Source organism: Hydrophilobacter chitinilyticus (assembly GCF_049860745.1).
Taxonomy (GTDB): Bacteria; Pseudomonadota; Gammaproteobacteria; order Burkholderiales; family Burkholderiaceae_C; genus Rhodoferax_B.
The window spans coordinates 4,042,501-4,058,582 of sequence record NZ_CP187561.1 but is presented as its reverse complement, the minus strand read 5'-3'; the positions used below and the strand labels follow the sequence as shown (position 1 = coordinate 4,058,582).

17 protein-coding genes (1 of these 17 running past the window's edge) are annotated in these 16,082 nt (G+C 62.8%); 3 read left to right on the top strand and 14 right to left on the bottom strand.

The genetic code is table 11. The features are described 5' to 3' along the window. Window positions 1-96: 96 nt before the first annotated feature. The 5 genes from ACPWMG_RS18000 to ACPWMG_RS17980 all read right to left on the bottom strand — a co-directional run bounded on the left by ACPWMG_RS18000 (window position 97) and on the right by ACPWMG_RS17980 (window position 3,863). Complete coding sequence (locus ACPWMG_RS18000; protein WP_483300854.1) at window positions 97-1,920, bottom strand: DUF6600 domain-containing protein; 1,824 nt, start codon at window positions 1,918-1,920, stop codon at window positions 97-99. A gap of 199 nt (window positions 1,921-2,119) precedes the next feature. Beyond that, the gene (locus tag ACPWMG_RS17995; RefSeq protein ID WP_483300853.1) at window positions 2,120-2,581 is read right to left on the bottom strand and encodes a GatB/YqeY domain-containing protein; all 462 of its coding nucleotides are present in this window, start codon (window positions 2,579-2,581) and stop codon (window positions 2,120-2,122) included. Window positions 2,582-2,734: 153 nt separating this feature from the next. Continuing rightward, window positions 2,735-2,947 carry a 30S ribosomal protein S21 gene (gene rpsU, locus ACPWMG_RS17990; RefSeq protein ID WP_007833691.1) on the bottom strand — a complete coding sequence of 71 codons (213 nt, stop codon included), beginning with the start codon at window positions 2,945-2,947 and terminating at the stop codon, window positions 2,735-2,737. A gap of 203 nt (window positions 2,948-3,150) precedes the next feature. Then, on the bottom strand, window positions 3,151-3,504 hold the full coding sequence (locus ACPWMG_RS17985) for an antibiotic biosynthesis monooxygenase family protein (protein WP_483300852.1): 354 nt from the start codon (window positions 3,502-3,504) through the stop codon (window positions 3,151-3,153). After that, the gene (locus tag ACPWMG_RS17980; protein WP_483300851.1) at window positions 3,501-3,863 is read right to left on the bottom strand and encodes an NIPSNAP family protein; all 363 of its coding nucleotides are present in this window, start codon (window positions 3,861-3,863) and stop codon (window positions 3,501-3,503) included. Before ACPWMG_RS17980 ends, ACPWMG_RS17985 begins: the two co-directional genes overlap by 4 nt. 105 nt (window positions 3,864-3,968) lie before the next feature. Between ACPWMG_RS17980 and ACPWMG_RS17975 the strand changes: the two genes are divergently transcribed. Next, a complete protein-coding gene (locus tag ACPWMG_RS17975; protein WP_483300850.1) occupies window positions 3,969-4,688 on the top strand; it encodes an ArsR/SmtB family transcription factor in 720 nt (239 codons plus the stop codon). Between the two features lie 9 nt (window positions 4,689-4,697). Here ACPWMG_RS17975 and ACPWMG_RS17970 read toward each other — a convergent pair whose 3' ends face one another. The 4 genes from ACPWMG_RS17970 to ACPWMG_RS17955 form a co-directional block, all read right to left on the bottom strand. Beyond that, window positions 4,698-5,930, bottom strand: coding sequence for a BaiN/RdsA family NAD(P)/FAD-dependent oxidoreductase (locus ACPWMG_RS17970; protein WP_483300849.1), 1,233 nt, complete (start codon window positions 5,928-5,930; stop codon window positions 4,698-4,700). A 93-nt stretch (window positions 5,931-6,023) separates the two neighbouring features. After that, window positions 6,024-6,770, bottom strand: a complete 747-nt coding sequence (gene map / locus ACPWMG_RS17965; RefSeq protein WP_483305283.1) for a type I methionyl aminopeptidase — start codon at window positions 6,768-6,770, stop codon at window positions 6,024-6,026. Window positions 6,771-6,811: 41 nt separating this feature from the next. After that, window positions 6,812-7,036: a ParD-like family protein gene (locus tag ACPWMG_RS17960; protein WP_483300848.1), complete on the bottom strand. Its 225-nt coding sequence runs from the start codon at window positions 7,034-7,036 to the stop codon at window positions 6,812-6,814. A gap of 75 nt (window positions 7,037-7,111) precedes the next feature. Further along, window positions 7,112-8,191: a linear amide C-N hydrolase gene (locus ACPWMG_RS17955; protein WP_483300847.1), complete on the bottom strand. Its 1,080-nt coding sequence runs from the start codon at window positions 8,189-8,191 to the stop codon at window positions 7,112-7,114. Between the two features lie 134 nt (window positions 8,192-8,325). Here ACPWMG_RS17955 and ACPWMG_RS17950 point away from each other — a divergent pair, with 134 nt between their 5' ends. Continuing rightward, window positions 8,326-8,823 carry a GAF domain-containing protein gene (locus ACPWMG_RS17950; RefSeq protein ID WP_483300846.1) on the top strand — a complete coding sequence of 166 codons (498 nt, stop codon included), beginning with the start codon at window positions 8,326-8,328 and terminating at the stop codon, window positions 8,821-8,823. A 38-nt stretch (window positions 8,824-8,861) separates the two neighbouring features. Here ACPWMG_RS17950 and ACPWMG_RS17945 read toward each other — a convergent pair whose 3' ends face one another. The 5 genes from ACPWMG_RS17945 to ACPWMG_RS17925 form a co-directional block, all read right to left on the bottom strand. After that, complete coding sequence (locus ACPWMG_RS17945) at window positions 8,862-9,992, bottom strand: PepSY-associated TM helix domain-containing protein (protein WP_483300845.1); 1,131 nt, start codon at window positions 9,990-9,992, stop codon at window positions 8,862-8,864. 81 nt (window positions 9,993-10,073) lie between these two features. Beyond that, entirely contained in the window at window positions 10,074-12,227 is a 2,154-nt protein-coding gene (locus ACPWMG_RS17940; protein WP_483300844.1) for a TonB-dependent siderophore receptor, read from the bottom strand. 313 nt (window positions 12,228-12,540) lie between these two features. Then, a complete protein-coding gene (locus ACPWMG_RS17935; protein ID WP_483300843.1) occupies window positions 12,541-13,545 on the bottom strand; it encodes a Bug family tripartite tricarboxylate transporter substrate binding protein in 1,005 nt (334 codons plus the stop codon). A 31-nt stretch (window positions 13,546-13,576) separates the two neighbouring features. Further along, window positions 13,577-13,936, bottom strand: coding sequence for an AtuA-related protein (locus tag ACPWMG_RS17930; protein ID WP_483300842.1), 360 nt, complete (start codon window positions 13,934-13,936; stop codon window positions 13,577-13,579). Window positions 13,937-13,951: 15 nt separating this feature from the next. Continuing rightward, window positions 13,952-15,331: an acyclic terpene utilization AtuA family protein gene (locus tag ACPWMG_RS17925; protein ID WP_483300841.1), complete on the bottom strand. Its 1,380-nt coding sequence runs from the start codon at window positions 15,329-15,331 to the stop codon at window positions 13,952-13,954. A 100-nt stretch (window positions 15,332-15,431) separates the two neighbouring features. Here ACPWMG_RS17925 and ACPWMG_RS17920 point away from each other — a divergent pair, with 100 nt between their 5' ends. Continuing rightward, a protein-coding gene (locus ACPWMG_RS17920) for a LysR family transcriptional regulator (protein WP_483300840.1) crosses the window boundary here: on the top strand, window positions 15,432-16,082 show its 5' portion. Its footprint extends 246 nt past the window's final position; only the first 651 of its 897 coding nucleotides appear in the window; the start codon lies at window positions 15,432-15,434; its stop codon lies beyond the right edge, outside the window.

Here is a 16,082-nt window from a genome sequence, read left to right as displayed (position 1 = left end):
GCTTCAAGTGCTTTCTGAATCAGCGGACGGCGCTTCAAAAAAAATAGCGCAGAGGTTTGGCCTTTGCGCTATTTTTTTATGGCTATCGGCCTGCTGCTATCGGCTGTCTGGCCCGTTGCGGTACTCCGGCTGGCGTTGCGGGCTTGGCTGTGCGGGCTGGCCCTGTGGTTGGGGAACGGCTTGCTGGCGCTGCATCTGCTGGTGCATTTCGCGTACCCCTTGCATCGGAGACATCGGTTGCGCTGGTGGGGGTTGAACTGCTTGTGGTGGCGCTGGCGGGGGCGCCACGCGCTCAGGCTGACGCTGTTCGATCGGGCGCTGTTCAATCAGGCGGCCAGGAGGCATGGGTTGTGGACGCTGAAATTCCGGCTGAGGGCGTTGCTGTGGTGCTTGGGGCGGCGGTTGAAACTGCTGCTGGGGTTGCTGCGGTTGCGCTTGGGGCGGTCGCTCGCGTGGCGGCATGGGGCGAGGATTGTTGCCGTTGGGGAAGGGGTCTAACGGCATGCGCTGAGGTGGCGGGTTGCCGTTCAGATTACCGTTGAAGCGTGGGTCGTTGCGCTGCTCGTAACGTTGATCGTTGCGTGGGTCATTGCGGTCATCCTGCCGTTGTGGCGGGCGGCCAAAATTGTCGTTACGGTCATTTCTATCGTTGCGGTCGTAGCGATCTTGGCGATTGTTCGGAAACGGATCCGGCCCGGGATTGCCTGCGCGCGGCTGTGGATTGAACACACCGGGGCGGCTTTCAAAGCGGTAGCCGTCGCGACGTGTTTGTTCTATGGGTATGGCGCCACGGTTGATGTTGCCCAGGTTACGCGAGCTGGTGCGATAGCCGGGTTGCCAGGCTTCGCCCGGGGCCAGCGGAAACCAGTTGGCAGGCGGAGGCCCAGCGGGTCGGCCGTCCCGGTAGCCGCCGGGCGGCACACCTGTGGCGCCACCGAGATAACCCACCAGTGCGGGTGCGTAAGCCGGGCGCGGTTGGCGCGGGCCTGGAACCCAGGCCCAGCGTGGGCCGATTTGTGTCCAGCGTCCATAGTGGAAAGGCGCAAAGCCCCAAGGGGCGTCGTCTACCCACGTCCAGCCCCAGGGCGCAATCCAGCGCCATTGGCCGTAGCGGTAGGGCGCCCAGTTGGTGATGGTGACGCGTGGAAACCAGACGTTGCCGTATTGCGCGTCGGTAGCCCAGTCGCCGTTTTGGTCGAGTTCCTGGTAGCCGATGGTGTCGCGAGAGACGAAGCGGGCGCTGATCGATTGGTCTTCGCCACGGTCGCGGGCAGCGGCCCAGTAGTCGAAATCGTCCGTACGCAGCGGCTCAGGGGCGCGGTTGCGCGTGAGGTTGCGTCCGGCAAAGATCTGGCGCAGGCCGTCGGCCCGCAGCGGATATGAAGCGCCGTTTTCGCCGTACAACATGGCGCTGCCGGCCTGCGCGCTGATGCGGGTGGTGGCGTCGTTCGGGTCAACGTCGAGACGGTAGTTGCCGGGTTGGGTGATCACCATCGCCAAGTTGGCGGTGTTGATTTCCAACTGCTCGTCCGGGTAGAGCTGGTGCACACGAAGCTGCAGGCTGCCCTGGTTGAGCGTGAGGCGGGTGGTGTTGTCGTCAAGTGCGCTGACTTCCAAGTCGGCGTTGCGGTTGAGGCGCAGGGTGCTGGCGCCGCTGGCCAGTTCGGCGCGGGCATCGCCCACGGTGCGCAGGCCGTCGCCGCTGGTCAGGGGAAGGTTGGGCTCGGCGCGGCGCCAGGTTTGCTCGCCCACCAAACGCTGCTGCACATTGCCTTCCATCAAGCTCACCCGGGCGACGCGGGAGGGGGCTTCTTCGTCTTGGCCCTGGTTTTGAGCTACCGCAGGTAGGGCACTGATGAGAGCCAAGGCTGCCGCGCTGGCCAACAAGCTGCGGCGCAGGTAACGGATGATTTGGGTCATGGTGCTGGGGCGGCCAACGAGATCCACATGGGCTGAGCGAAGATTCATCATCACATAACGCATCAGCGGGTCAATCGGTTTGCGTCGCTTCGGAAAAAGCGGGCAACAAAATGCGGCAGCGCTTTGAGCACGTGCTCAAGGCGGTAGCCGCATCGATGTTTTGTGATCCGTTGACGTCAAATGACGCCAGGTTCAGGGTTTAGCCTGCGAGCGCTGCCTTCACGGCGGCCGAGACTTGGCCCATGTCAGCCTTGCCGGCGAGCGCAGTTTTCACGGCGCCCATCACCTTGCCCATGTCGCCTGGGCCGGCGGCGCGGCCCAGTTCTGTGGCCAGGGCAGCGACGATGGTTTTCACTTCAGCGGCGACTTCGTCGGCGCTCAGACGTTGCGGCAAGTAGCTTTCGAGCACTTTCAATTCGCTTGCTTCTTTGGCGGCCAGATCGTCGCGGCCAGCCTGGGTGAAGGCGGCGAGCGAATCTTTGCGCTGCTTGATCAGCTTGTCGACGATGGCCACCACGGCTGCGTCGTCCAGCACCACACGTTCGTCGACTTCTTTTTGCTTCATCGCGGCCAGCAGCAGGCGGATAGTGCCCAGGCGCTCGCTGTCTTTGGCGCGCATGGCGGTTTTCATGTCTTCGGTGATCTGGTCTTTGAGGGCCATGGCGGTTTCCTTGAATGGTGTTGGAGCAAAGTCAAATGTGGCGCAGAAAGGCAAAAGGCCCGCCCTGGCGTCCCTGGGCGGGCCTCGCAGGCACAAGGCCTGCTGAAGTGTTTGATGGTGCAGTAGCCAGCAAAACCGGCTACTGCAGGCCGATCAGTACAGCTTCTTGGGCAACTGCATCGAGCGCACGCGCTTGTAGTGACGCTTCACAGCGGCAGCCTTCTTGCGCTTACGTTCAGCGGTTGGCTTTTCGTAGAACTCGCGGGCGCGCAGATCGGTCAGCAGGCCCAGTTTTTCGATGGTGCGCTTGAAGCGGCGCAGCGCAACGTCAAAGGGTTCGTTTTCTTTTACACGGATGGTGGTCATTAGCTAATGTTTCCAAATTTGTGCCCACAGAGGGTTTTCGGGAGATCGGGCCCAAAAGCCTTGTGCGGCGGTTTTCCCCGTCTCGAACTAGTATTTGGCCGACGGGGCATTGCCAGCAAAGCCCATGATTATAGCCTCACTTCAACGCAAATCAAGGCTGGCGGCCTATGCCGGGCCTTATACCAAGCCGTATTGAGGCCGGCTCAGCTTGGCGGGCCGTGGAAAACGCGGGCGTCGGCAGGGGCCTGGTCGCGCTCATGCAGCCCGTAATCGCGTAACACCTGGGCCACGCGTAGCCGGTAATTGGCAAACACGTGGCTGCGGCCTGCCGCCTGGGCTCGGTGATGTTGTTCGTGCTGGCGCCACTGCGCCACGGCCTGTTCGTCGCGCCAGAAGGAGAGCGACAACAGCTTGCCGGGTTGGCTCAGGCTCTGAAAGCGTTCCACGGAGATGAATCCGTCCATTGCCTCCAACTGGGGGCGCAGCGCGGCAGCGATGTCCAGGTAGCTTTGCATGCTGCCTTCTGCGGGTTCCACTTCAAAAATCACAGCAATCATGTGGCCTCCTGGGGTTGTGGGTGGGCGGCTTGTTCAAACGTGCCGGGTACGATTTGGGTGAAGCTGCGCTCCTCGCGCAGGATAAAGCGCTGGCGTTGGGCCAGCTCAAAATTGGCACGGCCTTCGGGGTCGACGCGCAGGCGGGTGCGGTAGGCCTCGTAGGCGGCTAGGCTGTCAAAAGCGATCAAGCCCCAGGCTTCGAAGTTGCTGCCCTCGTGTGGCAAAAAGTAGCCGAGCAAATGCCCGCCGCAGCGCGGGATGATGCGGCCCCAGTTCTCTGCATAGGCACGAAAGGCGTCTCGCTGGAACGGGTCGATCTCGTAGCGGATAAAGCAGGTGATTTTTGGGGTGATCGACATGGGGTGTTCTCCTGGTGAAAGTGCCGCTATGGTGCGACCGGCCACCCGCCGAATGCTTCGCTCTGGAGCGAAGCATGACGTCTGAAATTGCCGCACACTCAAAGCATGAACACGAACCAGATGGCCCACGTGGCCGCGTTGATGGGTGAGCCGGCGCGCACCGGCATGCTGCTGGCGCTGATGGACGGCAGGGCGCTGACCGCGCGCGAACTGGCCGAGGCTGGCCGCATCACCCCGGCCACTGCTAGCCGGCATTTGGCGTTGCTGCTGGAGGCGGGTTTGCTGCGCGTGGAGCAGCAGGGGCGGCACCGTTACCACCGGCTGGCATCGCTCGAGGTGGCGCGAGTGTTGGAAGGGTTGATGCAACTGTCGACCCAGCAGCAACCATCGCCACGCCTCACGGCGACCGGTCCGCGCGATGTTGCATTGCGCCAAGCGCGAACCTGTTACGACCACATTGCGGGCCGATTGGGGGTAGCCATCAGCGCGCATCTGCAGGCCGAAGGCGCGCTGGTATTGGATGACGCTGCTGGCGCGCAGGTGACGTCGAAGTTAGATGCCGTGTTGCGCCCGCTGGAAATAGCTTCAGCTGGCGCCACCGAGCGCGCAGGCCAACGCCCGCTGTGCCGCCCCTGCCTCGACTGGAGCGAGCGACGCGTGCACGTGGCCGGCCGTTTGGGCGCCATGCTGTGCACCCACAGCCTCGCGCGTGGCTGGTTGACACGCAGCGCCGGGTCGCGGGCGTTGACCATCACGCCGAGCGGTGCTATTGCCCTGCGCGATTGGCTGGGGTTGAGTGCTTGGGCCGAGGTTGTAGAAGGCTAAAGTCTGCGCCTACGCCTTCACCAGCGCCTGACCACACGCAAACCCGCTGGCCCAGGCCCACTGGAAGTTGTACCCGCCCAACCAGCCGGTCACATCCACCACCTCGCCAATGAAGTACAGGCCTGGTTGTTTATTGGCTTGCATTGTTTGCTGCGACAGCGCACGCGTGTCCACGCCGCCGAGCGTGACTTCGGCCTTTTTGTAGCCTTCGGTACCGGTGGGCGTGAGCTCCCAGCGCGACAAGTTTTCGGCCAGGCGCGCCAGGGCCTTGTCGCTGGCTTCGTTCACCGGGCGCTGCCAGTCAGGACTTTGCTGCGCCCAGGCGTCGGCCAGGCGCGACGGCACCAGCGTGGCGAGTTCGTTGCCGATCAACTTGCGCGAGCGCGACTTGGCTAGCGCCAGCGCTTCGGGCAGGTTGACTTCGGGTGCCAGGTTCAGCGCCAGTGGCGTGCCGGGCTGCCAGTAGCTGGAGATTTGCAGCACGGCCGGGCCAGAGAGGCCGCGGTGGGTGAACAGCAAATCCTCATTGAACTTCATGCGCGCCTTCTTGCTGCCGGTGCTGATTTCTACCGGCAACGCCAGGCCGGACAGTTGTGCATAGGGCGCCCAGGCTGCGCCGTCAAACGTCAGCGGTACCAAGCCCGGCCGGCGTTCGATCAGCGGCAAGCCAAACTGCTGGGCCACGCGGTAGCCAAAGTCAGTGGCGCCGATTTTGGGGATGGACAAACCGCCGGTTGCCACCACCAGTTGCGGCGCGGTGATCAAACCGCGATCACTCTCAATTTCATAGCTGCCTGCGCTTGCTGGAGAAGCGTCAGAAGCCGAAATGTCTTTGAACCGAATTTCCTTCACCGCACACGGCTGCCAGCGTGTCACCCCACCAGCGCCGCACTCGGCGAGCAGCATCTGGATCAAGTCGTCGGCCGAGTGGTCGCAAAACAGTTGGCCTTTGTGCTTTTCGTGGAAGGCGATGCCGTGTTTTTGCACCAGCGCGATGAAGTCGCGTGGCGTGAAGCGGCTCAGCGCGCTGCGGCAGAAGTGCGCGTTGTCGCTGAGGAAGTTGGCCGGCGTCGCGTCGCGGTTGGTGAAGTTGGCGCGCCCGCCGCCCGAGATGCGGATCTTCTCGGCCACCTTTTCGCTGTGGTCGATCACCAGCACCTTCAGCCCGCGCTGCCCGGCCACGCCCGCACAAAACAACCCAGCCGCGCCGGCGCCGATGATGACCACGTCAAATTGATACATAAATAGGCCGTCTAGGCAGGCTGCGCTGGCGAGGGCAGCTATTGAAAAAGGAGTAAGCGGGGAGGGCGAAAGTGTAGCCGTTAGATTGCGGGATTAGATCGCCGGATAACTTCCCGTGCCCTCGGGCCAGGGCGTCAACACCTCGTAGCCGGTTTCCGTCACCGCCACCATATGCTCCCACTGGGCGGACAGCGAATGGTCTTTGGTGACCACCGTCCAGCCGTCGGGCAGTTCTTTGGTGTCGCGCTTACCGGCGTTGATCATGGGCTCGATGGTGAAGATCATGCCGGGCTCCAGCCGCACGCCCTGGCCGGGGCTGCCGTAGTGCAGCACTTGCAAGGTGTCGTGGTAAATCTGGCCGATGCCGTGGCCGCAGTATTCGCGCACCACGCTGAAACGCTCGCGGTGCGCCACGCTTTGGATGGCGTAGCCCACGTCGCCCAAGGTGGCGCCGGGTTTCACTTGGCGGATGCCGGCGCACATGGCTTCGTACGTGGTGGCCACCAGGCGCTTGGCCAGCGGGCTGGGCTCGCCCACAAAATACATGCGGCTGCAGTCGCCAAACCAGCCGTCCTTGATGACGGCCACATCGATGTTGATGATGTCGCCGCGCTTCAGGATCTTGTCATTCGGAATGCCGTGGCACACCACGTGGTTGACCGAGGTGCACACCGTTTTAGGAAAGCCGTTGTAGCCCACGTTGGCGGGCACGGCCTTCAACACGTCGACGATATAGGCGTTGCACAACTGGTCGAGTGCATCGGTGGAGACGCCGGCCTGCACGTGTTCGCCAATCATGCGCAGCACATCGGCCGCCAGGTGGCCGGCGCGGCGCGACATGGCGATTTCGTCGGCGGTGTGGAGGGTGATGTGGCGGCTCTTCACGCGCGGGCTTTCTGCGGAAGTTCGGCCAGCAGGGCATCGTTGCGGATCTCGTCCTGGATCAGCAGGCGGCACAGTTCGCCGTACTTCAGCTCGGGGTTGAGCTCGCTCATCATGCCGATGCGCATCCAATGCTCGGCCTGGGCGTTGATGGAGCGGCTAAGCGCGCCGCTGGCGACACGCACGTTGTCGTGCATTGGTTCGGAGATTTTGACGAGGCCCATGGCAGTGTGAGTATATAAAACGTATATGCTACGTATATTCGAATGCCCCGTGTGCCCGATGGGCCTTTGAGGTGGCTAGCCCGGCGGCAACCCCAAAAATACAAATGGCTTGGCCGCCTTGAACTGCCCTGAGGTTTCGCCTGCGAACACGTTCTTTTGGTGTTCGCCCAGGGCCAGCACCTTGACCTGGCCGGTGGCGGGTGAAAAGTCGATCTTCTTCAGGTCGACCCAGAAGGTGTTGGGCGTCAGTGCCGACTCAAAGAAGTAGAGTCGGCGTTGGTGGTCAACCACCGTGCGCCAGCGGGTGGAGGAAATGTTGGGTTCGTTCGGTGTGGCAATGCCCAGCGGCACCGAGGCGTTGCGGATCACGCTGAACACGCTGGCCAGCGCCGTGTCTGGATCGTCAAACTTGGGAATGGCATTGATGTAGAACGAAGCACGCGCAAAGCGGTCGGCGGCGCGGTTGGTGCCGGGCAGCATGACGGTGCCGCCAATCTGCTGCCAATAGCTGTTGAGTGCGAGCTGCTGGTCGAAGATGGGCGAGTTGGTCATCACCTGGTGTTTGCGGCTGTGGTGGATGACCTGTTGGCCGTTGATGTACTCCACGATGGCGCTGTCGCCGCTGGCGTCCGACATCGACAGGTGCAAGGTGGCCAGCCGCTTCTGGCCGGGCACTGCGTCGGTGACGATGGTGAAGGGCTCGGTGGCCAAGGCCGTCACGGCTTCTTGCACGGTGCTGAAGTTGTCGAGCACGTATTGCGTCCAGGCGGCAATCGTCAGGCCGGGTTTGGACGATGGGCCGAAGGGTGGGTATTGCGACTCCACCAGCCACAACACGTTAGCGGCCAGACCGGCTTCGTTCACGCCATCGGTCGTGGCCACGCCATAAGCCGAGGCGATGACGCTGCCGTACTTCGACGTCCATTTCACCGAGTTGGGCCCGGCCTCACCGCTGCGCGCCATGCCGCGCGGAAAGATCCACAGGTCGGACTGTGTGTCTTCCTGCCAGTCCATGGAGCGTGCGGTGATGACGTTGTTGTCTTTGCCGAGGTAGACCGCACGGGTGCAGGCATCGGCTATGGAAGTGCCAAACAGCGTCGCGGCCATGATCCAGGCCACTCCCTTTGTGTGAGAACCGGGCGAACGTTTTTTCATGCAGAGCTCCTTGAATCAAAGCCACAACACATCTCTCGGTGTGCCTGCATGTTGCCATACGTGATGCGGGTGTGAGGAATCTCGCACGCATAATGCGCGACAGCCAACAAGCATTGAAGCGCACAGGAAGACAAATGGAATTTTCTAAACAGCAAATCGCTGATCGGGCAGGTCGTTTTGCAGAGTTCTCCAAGATCCTGGCATCCGATGGTCTTCGCCCCGCGCTGGCCGATCTGCTGAGCGACACCGACTACCGCTTCATCGCCATCTTCCGCTTTAACGGCGACCGCGCCACCGCCGCCGTGTTTTATGACCGCGAGAACCCAGATGTGCTGCGTGTCGACGAGGTGCCGGCCAAGGCCACGTATTGCTGCTACGCGCGTGACGCCAAGGGCGCTTTTGTGACCGCCAACGCACTGCTCGATGCGCGGCTGGAAGGCCACGTGGCCCGCGAACATGTACAAGCCTATTGCGGCGTGCCCATCATGACACCCGAGGGCGAGATTCTCGGCACGCTGTGCCACTACGACCTGGTGCCGCGCGACCCCGCACAAATCGACTTGGAGCTCATCTGCCAGATTGCGAGCGCGCTGGAGCAGGGTGACCACGTGCCGCCGTACCCGGCGGCATAGCTTCAAAGTTTGCCGCCGTACCTCAGTCTCTAAGCTATCTAAGCCTTCGTCACCTTCTTCGCCCTCCGTGGCCCCAGCCACAAATACAAGCCGCTGCCCAGCACCACGATGGTGATCACGTCCAGCACGGCCCACAAAATCTTCATGGGCAGCCCGCCGTAATCGCCAAAGTGCAGCGGCTGCGTGAGCAGCAAGCCCGTGAGGTACCAGGGAGGGTCGCGGCGGTCGGTCAATTCGCCGGTGTGGGCGTCTAGCAGCAAGGGCTTCCACAGCCGTGCGGTCAGCGGGCTGTTGCCGCGCATGTACACCGCGTAGTGGTGCGGTGTGGAGAACACCGTGCCGGGCCAGGCGATGAAGTAGGGCGTCATGCTCGGCTCGGCGGCACGTGCTTTTTGTGTGACGAGGTCGGTAGACGCGAGCGCGGCCTCGGCCCCGTGGGCGGCAGCCGGTTTGTCGGCATATTGCGCCACCATGGCGGCCACGGCATCGGCGCGCCAGGACTGTACGGCCACATCGGCCAGGGTGTTGACCACACCGGTCACGCCCACCACAAAGGCCCACACCAGCGTGGCAATGCCCAGCAGGTTGTGCAGGTCGAGCCAGCGTGTGCGGGCCAGCGACTGGCGGCGCACCGTGCCGAAGTCGAGCTTGCGCATGAAGGGCGCGTACAGCACCACGCCCGAGACCACGGCAATCGCGAACAGCAACCCCATGAAGCCCATGAACAGCTTGCCGGGCAGGCCCAGGAACAAATCGGTGTGCAGCTTCAGCATCCAGAAGATGAAGGCGTTCAAGCCCGGCTGGCCCAGCATGTTGGCGTTGCGCGCGTCGATGAACAAGGTGTGGCTGGTGTCGGGGTGCGAGTCCGGGCGCTCGGCCATGATGACCTGCACCACGGCCGGGTCGTCGTCCCAGATCAAATATTGGATGGCGTCTTTAGGGCGCGTTTGGTGGGCCGATTCAACCAGGTGGTCGATGCTGGCCCACTGGCCGGGTGGCGGCGGATTGGCCAGCTCGGGCGCTTCCAAGGTGCTGCCGAGCCAGTGACTGAGTTCATGATTAAAAACCAGGGGCAGGCCCGTCAGGCACAGCAGCAACATGAACAGCGTGCAGACAATGCTCGACCATTTGTGCACCCAGGCCCAGATGCGGATGGTGCTGCTTTTCATCGGTGGGGAAACTTTTGTTCTGAATAAAAAAACCGGCGCCCGTTGAACGCGGCGCCGGTTGGCTGGACGTCTCTGCCGAACTTACCAGAGGTAGCGGGCGGAAAGGCTGGCCGTGCGGCCGTAGCCGTAGTAGCACCAGATGTTGCTGCTGCAGGTGGAGACATAGTTCTTGTCGGTGACGTTGTTCACCGTCAGCAGGAAGCGCCAGTTCTTCACGTCGTAGTGGGCTTGCAGGTCAAACAGCGTGTAGGCGTCATTGCGCCAGGCGTTGGCACTGTCGCCGTAGCTCACACCCGTGCGGCGCACGCCAGCACCAATGCCGACGCCAGGCAGCACGTCTGCCGGGAATCGGTAGTCCGCCCACAACGACGCCTGGTTGCGCGGCTGCAGCGGCACTTGTTTGTTTAGTGCCGTGGCATCGTTGCTCTTGGTGATCTTGGCGTTGGTGTAGGTGTAGCTGGCGATCATGTCCAGGCCGCGCGCGGCGTTGAACTTGCCTTCCAGTTCCACACCCTTGGAGTGCACTTCGCCTTGCTGTACCGTGAAGAACGCGTGGTTGGGATCGACGGTTTCAGCGTTTTCCTGCTTCAGGTCGAACACGGCCACCGTGTAGAGCGCATTGCCATCCACGGGGCGGTACTTTACGCCGGCTTCCCACTGCTTGCCAGTGACCGGCTTGAAGGCGTTGCCAGCGAAGTCGCGGTTCATGTTGGGCTGGAAGGAGTTGGCGTACGAAACATAGGGCGCCAAACCGTTGGCCATGACGTAGTTCAAGCCCACGCGGCCGGACCACTTGTTGTCTTTTTGCGAGGCAGAGATGCCGGCCAGCACGTTGTCGTTGTCGCTGTCCACGTTGTCGTGTCGAGCTGAAAGCGTGGCCACCCATTGGTTCCAGCGGATCTGGTCTTGCAGGTACACGCCCAACTGCTTTTGCGTTTGGTTGGTGTGGGTGCTGTCGGCGGGTGTGACTACTGGGCCGCCGTACACAGGGTTGAACACGTCGATCGTGCCCACGCCGAAGCCAAAGCCAGACGAGTAGTCGTTACGTGAGCGCTTGTAATCCAGTCCGGCCAGCAACGTGTGGTTGAAGGCGCCGGTGTCGAACTTGGTTTCCACCTGGTTGTCCACCGTGAACAGCTTGGAGCGCTCGTGCGGTGTGTAGACGTAGCGGCTGAGTTCGCGCTGCGAGCCGGCCACGAAGCCAAGTCCACCCACGGATGGGTGATCGACTTCCGCATTCGCCACGCGCAAGTTTTGGCGGAAGGTGGTGTTTTCGTTCAGGCGGTGGGCTAACAGATAGCTGACCGTCTCGGCGTCTTTGTCGTACTTGTCGTAGCCGGGCTCACCCGGGTTGAAGCTACGCGAGATCTGGCCGTACGGGTTGGGCAGGCGGGTGCCTTCGGCGGGCAGGAAGCCAGCCACGCCAGTCACCTTGCTTTTCTGAAACAGGCCCATCAGCGTGAATGTGGTGTCGGCGCTGGGCTTCCAGGTCAGCGAGGGGGCCAAGGTGTAGCGCTTGTCGGTGGCTTGGTCGATGGCGGCATCGCCATCGCGCACCAGGCCCACCATGCGGTAGAGCCATTGGCCGTCGGCGGTGAGCGGGCCGGTCAGGTCGAAGGTGAGCTGTTTCTTGTTGTCGGTGCCGTATTCAAAGCCGATTTCGCGTTGGGCTTCAGCTTGGGGACGCTTGCTCACGGCGTTGATGAAGCCGCTGGGAGGCAGTGCGCCATAGGTTACAGAGGCCGGGCCTTTCAGGATCTCGATGCGTTCCATGGCGTAGGGCTCCAGGCGGGTCACGCCGGTCCACACACCATCGGGCAGGGGCATGCCGTCGAGGTATTGCGCTGGCTTGAAGCCGCGCACCAACAGCCAGTCGCTGCGCGGGTCGCCGCCGTAGGCTCCACCGACGACACCGGAGGTGTAGCGCACGGCTTCGTCCAGGCCTGTGGCGCCCTGCATCTCAACTTGCTGGCGCGTTACGACGGAGACCGACTGCGGCGTTTCCAGCAGATCGGTGTCGGTCTTCATGCCGGTAGAGGTGCGCTTGGCCACCATGCCATACACCGGGCTGGTGGCCGTTTCGCGCTCGGCGTCGCCGGTCACGGTGACTTGCTTGAGGGTGCCGGTGGTCGTCTGTGCAAAGGCTGGTGCACTGGCCAAAACCGCATAAACCGCGACGAGCGCGATGGTCAGTGGTGGCAGAGTTGAACGGGAAGAGGGGGATTGGCTTCTCATCGTTGTGTGTCCCGATAACGGTAGCAATGTAAATAACAATAATTATCACCCGCAATAAATCACAGGTGAAACAGGGGCACTGAATGGCGCGTATGGAACTGCAAAACGTTGCTTTTTGAGCACAACGGTTTCGTCCAGCCGAAACAGGGACGGGCGCTACATCCAGATCGGGACGAGTTTGCTATTGAAACGGTAGCTGCTGCCGCATGCCCATCAAGCGCTAGGGCTCCATTTTTCCTAAACATGCCCAAAAGAAAAACGGCGCCGCCCCAAGCCAAGGGGCGTCGCCGTTTGCGGTTCTGCAATGGGGTGGTTACTCGGCGTCGATGCCCGCCGCCTTGATCACCTTGCCCCACTTCTGCGTTTCAGCCGCCTGGAACTTCGCCAGTTCTTCTGGAGTCGTGGTCCAGGCTTCAGACCCAGCCATGTCAAAGAAGGCTTTGGCGCCCACGCTTTGGGTGGCGCGCGTCAGCAACTGGTTCAGCCGGGCGACCACGGCGGGCGGCGTGCCGGCCGGTGCGTAGGCAGCAAACCAGTAGCCCATGTCATAACCCTTCACCCCAGCTTCTTCAATGGTGGGCACGTCGGGCAACTGCGCGCTGCGTTTTTGCGTGGAGTAACCCAGCGCGCGCAATTTGCCGGCCTTGACTTGCGGCACGCCGGTGGAGGTGTCGGTGATCATCAAGTTGATCTGGCCGCCCAACAGGTCGGTGATGGCCAGCGGGTTGCTCTTGTAGGGCACGTGCAAGATGTCGACTCCCGCCAACTGCTTGAGCATTTCGCCGGCCACACGGCTGGACGAACTGCCGCTGCCAAACGACAGCTTGCCCGGCGCCTTCTTGGCGGCGGCGATCAACTCGCCCACGTTTTGGTAAGGCGCGCTGGCGTTGACCACCAGCACCTGGCCGCCTTTGCCCAGGCCGGTGATCGGCGCAAAGTCTTTCACTGGGTCGTAGGGCAGCTTCTTATAGAGATGCTCGTTGGCCGCGTGCGTGGTGTTGGTGGTGATGAGCACGGTGTAGCCGTCAGGCGCGGCGCGCGCCACGGTCTGCGCCGAGAGCATGCCGCTGGCACCAGCTTTGTTGTCGATAACCACGGCTTGCTTGGTCTCTGCCGTGATGGACAAGGCCAGCGCGCGGGCGAGTTGGTCGGTGGCGCTACCGGCGGCAAACGGCACCGAGAAGGTGATGGTCTTGGCGGGAAAGTCGCTGCCTTGGGCTTGGGCTACGGAGGTGAAGCCCAAACTGAAGATGGCGGCTGCGATGAGGGCGCGACGGCGAGCAATGTGTTGAGTGCGGCGTTGATTTGAATGGGTCATGTTGTCTCCTATGGTTTTTTGAAATGAGTGTTTACTGAGAGGGGCCGACGAGGTGTTCGCGCAGCGTAATGGGGACCTCGATGCGCAAGTCCAGCAGCAAGAACGACAAGGCTTTGCCATGGCTGTCGAGGTTGAGCGCGTCGTTGACACCGCCGTCTAGCACGTCGTCGAGCACGAAGTTCATGGCGTGCAACTGCGGCAACAGGTAGCGCGCCACGTGGCTTGGCTGGCGCGAGGCAAACTGCCGCGCCACGGCGTCTGCTGTCACTTGTTCGGTGAGCACCGGCCACAGGGCAGGGTGCCAGGCGATCACGCTGATGTTGGAGCGGTTGCCTTTGTCGCCGGTGCGGCTGTGGGCCAAGCGGTCGAGGGGTACGGTGATGGTGTTCATGGTTCGGCGTTCCCTTTACTCGAGCAGCGTGAAGCCGGTGGTCACCGCTTCGCGTGGCACCAGGCACGACACCGTGCCCAGGCGCGGACGCACTGCGGTGCGAATGCCACCACCACCGGCCGGGCCGCAGCAATACATGGCGGTGACTTCGCGCACCAGGCGCTCGGCCACGGCGCGGTCGCGGTGTTGCAGGGCGACGCGCAGGCGTACATCACGAGCTTCATGGGCTTCAGCGGTTGAAGTTTCAAACCATTGGCTGGCGTCGTCGCCAAACACGCTGGTCACGCCAATCAAGTCCACGCGTAGTGCGGCCAGGCCGTCCATGCGTTCACGCAGCACTTGCCCGGCCAGCCGTGCGCGGGCTTCGGCGCGGGCACCGGCGTAGGAAATTTCACCTTCGGCAAACCAGCCGGTTTCGCTGCACACGTTCACCTTTAACGTGGCCGGGCGCGGGTGGCCGCGCACACCTTCCAGGCGCACTCGGTCGAGGCCCACCTCACGCACGGTGGCGTGGGTGATGTCGGCCACCACGTCGGGTGTCAGGTAACTTGCGGGGTCGTGCAATTCATACAGCAGTTGTTCTTTCACCGTGCGTTCGTCGATGCGGCCGCCGGTGCCTACGGGCTTGGTGATGGCGCAGTGGCCGTCTGCGTCGATCTCGGCAATCGGGTAGCCCAGGTGTGCCATACCGGGCACGTCTTTGAAGCCGGGGTCGGCAAAGTAGCCACCGCACACCTGGGCGCCGCATTCGAGCAAATGCCCGGCCATGGTGGCGCGCGCCAGGCGATCCCAGTCGTCCATGGCCCAGCCATAGTGGGCCAGCGCGGGGCCAAGGGCCAGGGCGGGGTCGGCCACGCGGCCGGCCACCACGATGTCGGCGCCCGCGCGCAATGCATCGGCGATGGCTTGGGCGCCGGTGTAGGCGTTGGCGCTGACGATGGGTGTGGTGCTTTGATCGGGCATGCGCTCGCCCAGTGCCTCGGTGAGCACGGCGCGGTGGGCGGGGGTACCCAGGTCATCGCCATACACCACCGCGATGCGCGGCGCACGTGTGCCCAGGCTTTCGGCCAGTGCCTGGATGCGGCGTGCAGCGGCCATGGGGTTGGCTGCGCCAAAGTTGCTGACGATGCGGATGTGGTGCTGCAGGCAGTCGGCCAGCACGGGCGTGAGCAGGTCGACCAGCAAAGGCTCGTAGCCCGCCTCGGGGTTGGCGCGGCGTGCGATTTGCGCCAGGGCGAGGGTGCGTTCGGCCAGAGTCTCAAAGATCAGCACGGCGGGCTGGCCGCTGGCGATGAGCGCCTGCACCACGGGCGCGGCGGCATCGGTGCGGTCGCCTGAAAAGCCTGCGGCGCAGCCGATTAGCAGCGATTGCTTGGGTGTGTTGTTTTCTGCCATGTGGTCTCCTGCTGCGCAATGTAGGGTGTGCGGGTTATGCTGTGAAATTGATTGTTCAGATCAACTGATTTGAATTGCAGATGAATGGAATTCGCCACGCATGCATATTTCTTCGCGCCAACTCGATGCCTTTCTGGCGCTAGCCCAGCAGCGCAACTTCACCCGCGCGGCCAGCTTGTGTCACTTGTCGCAACCGGCGTTCAGCGCGCTCATCCGCACACTGGAAGAAGATTTAGGCCTGCGCCTGTTCGACCGCAGCACCCGTCACGTGGCGCTGACGGGCGAGGGCGAGAACTTTCTTGAATCGGCTAGGCGCATCCGCAGCGAGATCGACACCGCGCTTGCCGCCGTGCGCGACGCCGCCACCCTGCAGCGCGGGCGTGTGGCGCTGGCCTTGTTGCCGTCGCTGGCGGCGGGTTGGCTGCCTGGCGTGCTGGCGCAATACCGCGCGGCTTTTCCTGGCATCGCGCTGGATATTGCCGATGTGTTGTCCGAAGATTGCATTGACCGTGTGGCCAGTGGCAGGGCCGACTTTGCGCTTGCAGCCATCCGGGCCGACACACCTGAATTGCAAGCCGAGGCGTTTTGCAGCGACCAGTTTTACCTGGTGTGCCGCACCGACCACCCTCTGGCCCAGCGCAAAAGCATCACGCTGAAGAGCTTGGCCGAATGGCCGTTTGTGCACCTCGCGCGTACCAGCAGCGTGCGTCAGTATCTAGATGCCGCGTTTCATCCGCAGACCATGCAAACC

Excerpts from the sequence above, each read along its gene's own strand:
- ACPWMG_RS17980 (WP_483300851.1), bottom strand. The coding sequence starts at position 3,863 with ATGTCGATCACCCCAAAAATCACCTGCTTTATCCGCTACGAGATCGAC.
- ACPWMG_RS17950 (WP_483300846.1), top strand. The coding sequence starts at position 8,326 with ATGGAATTTTCTAAACAGCAAATCGCTGATCGGGCAGGTCGTTTTGCA.
- rpsU (WP_007833691.1), bottom strand. The coding sequence starts at position 2,947 with ATGACCACCATCCGTGTAAAAGAAAACGAACCCTTTGACGTTGCGCTG.
- ACPWMG_RS17985 (WP_483300852.1), bottom strand. The coding sequence starts at position 3,504 with ATGATTGCTGTGATTTTTGAAGTGGAACCCGCAGAAGGCAGCATGCAA.
- ACPWMG_RS18000 (WP_483300854.1), bottom strand. The coding sequence starts at position 1,920 with ATGACCCAAATCATCCGTTACCTGCGCCGCAGCTTGTTGGCCAGCGCG.
- ACPWMG_RS17955 (WP_483300847.1), bottom strand. The coding sequence starts at position 8,191 with ATGAAAAAACGTTCGCCCGGTTCTCACACAAAGGGAGTGGCCTGGATC.
- ACPWMG_RS17945 (WP_483300845.1), bottom strand. The coding sequence starts at position 9,992 with ATGAAAAGCAGCACCATCCGCATCTGGGCCTGGGTGCACAAATGGTCG.
- ACPWMG_RS17940 (WP_483300844.1), bottom strand. The coding sequence starts at position 12,227 with ATGAGAAGCCAATCCCCCTCTTCCCGTTCAACTCTGCCACCACTGACC.
- ACPWMG_RS17930 (WP_483300842.1), bottom strand. The coding sequence starts at position 13,936 with ATGAACACCATCACCGTACCCCTCGACCGCTTGGCCCACAGCCGCACC.
- map (WP_483305283.1), bottom strand. The coding sequence starts at position 6,770 with ATGTCGCGCCGCGCCGGCCACCTGGCGGCCGATGTGCTGCGCATGATT.
- ACPWMG_RS17960 (WP_483300848.1), bottom strand. The coding sequence starts at position 7,036 with ATGGGCCTCGTCAAAATCTCCGAACCAATGCACGACAACGTGCGTGTC.
- ACPWMG_RS17935 (WP_483300843.1), bottom strand. The coding sequence starts at position 13,545 with ATGACCCATTCAAATCAACGCCGCACTCAACACATTGCTCGCCGTCGC.
- ACPWMG_RS17970 (WP_483300849.1), bottom strand. The coding sequence starts at position 5,930 with ATGTATCAATTTGACGTGGTCATCATCGGCGCCGGCGCGGCTGGGTTG.
- ACPWMG_RS17925 (WP_483300841.1), bottom strand. The coding sequence starts at position 15,331 with ATGGCAGAAAACAACACACCCAAGCAATCGCTGCTAATCGGCTGCGCC.
- ACPWMG_RS17995 (WP_483300853.1), bottom strand. The coding sequence starts at position 2,581 with ATGGCCCTCAAAGACCAGATCACCGAAGACATGAAAACCGCCATGCGC.
- ACPWMG_RS17975 (WP_483300850.1), top strand. The coding sequence starts at position 3,969 with ATGAACACGAACCAGATGGCCCACGTGGCCGCGTTGATGGGTGAGCCG.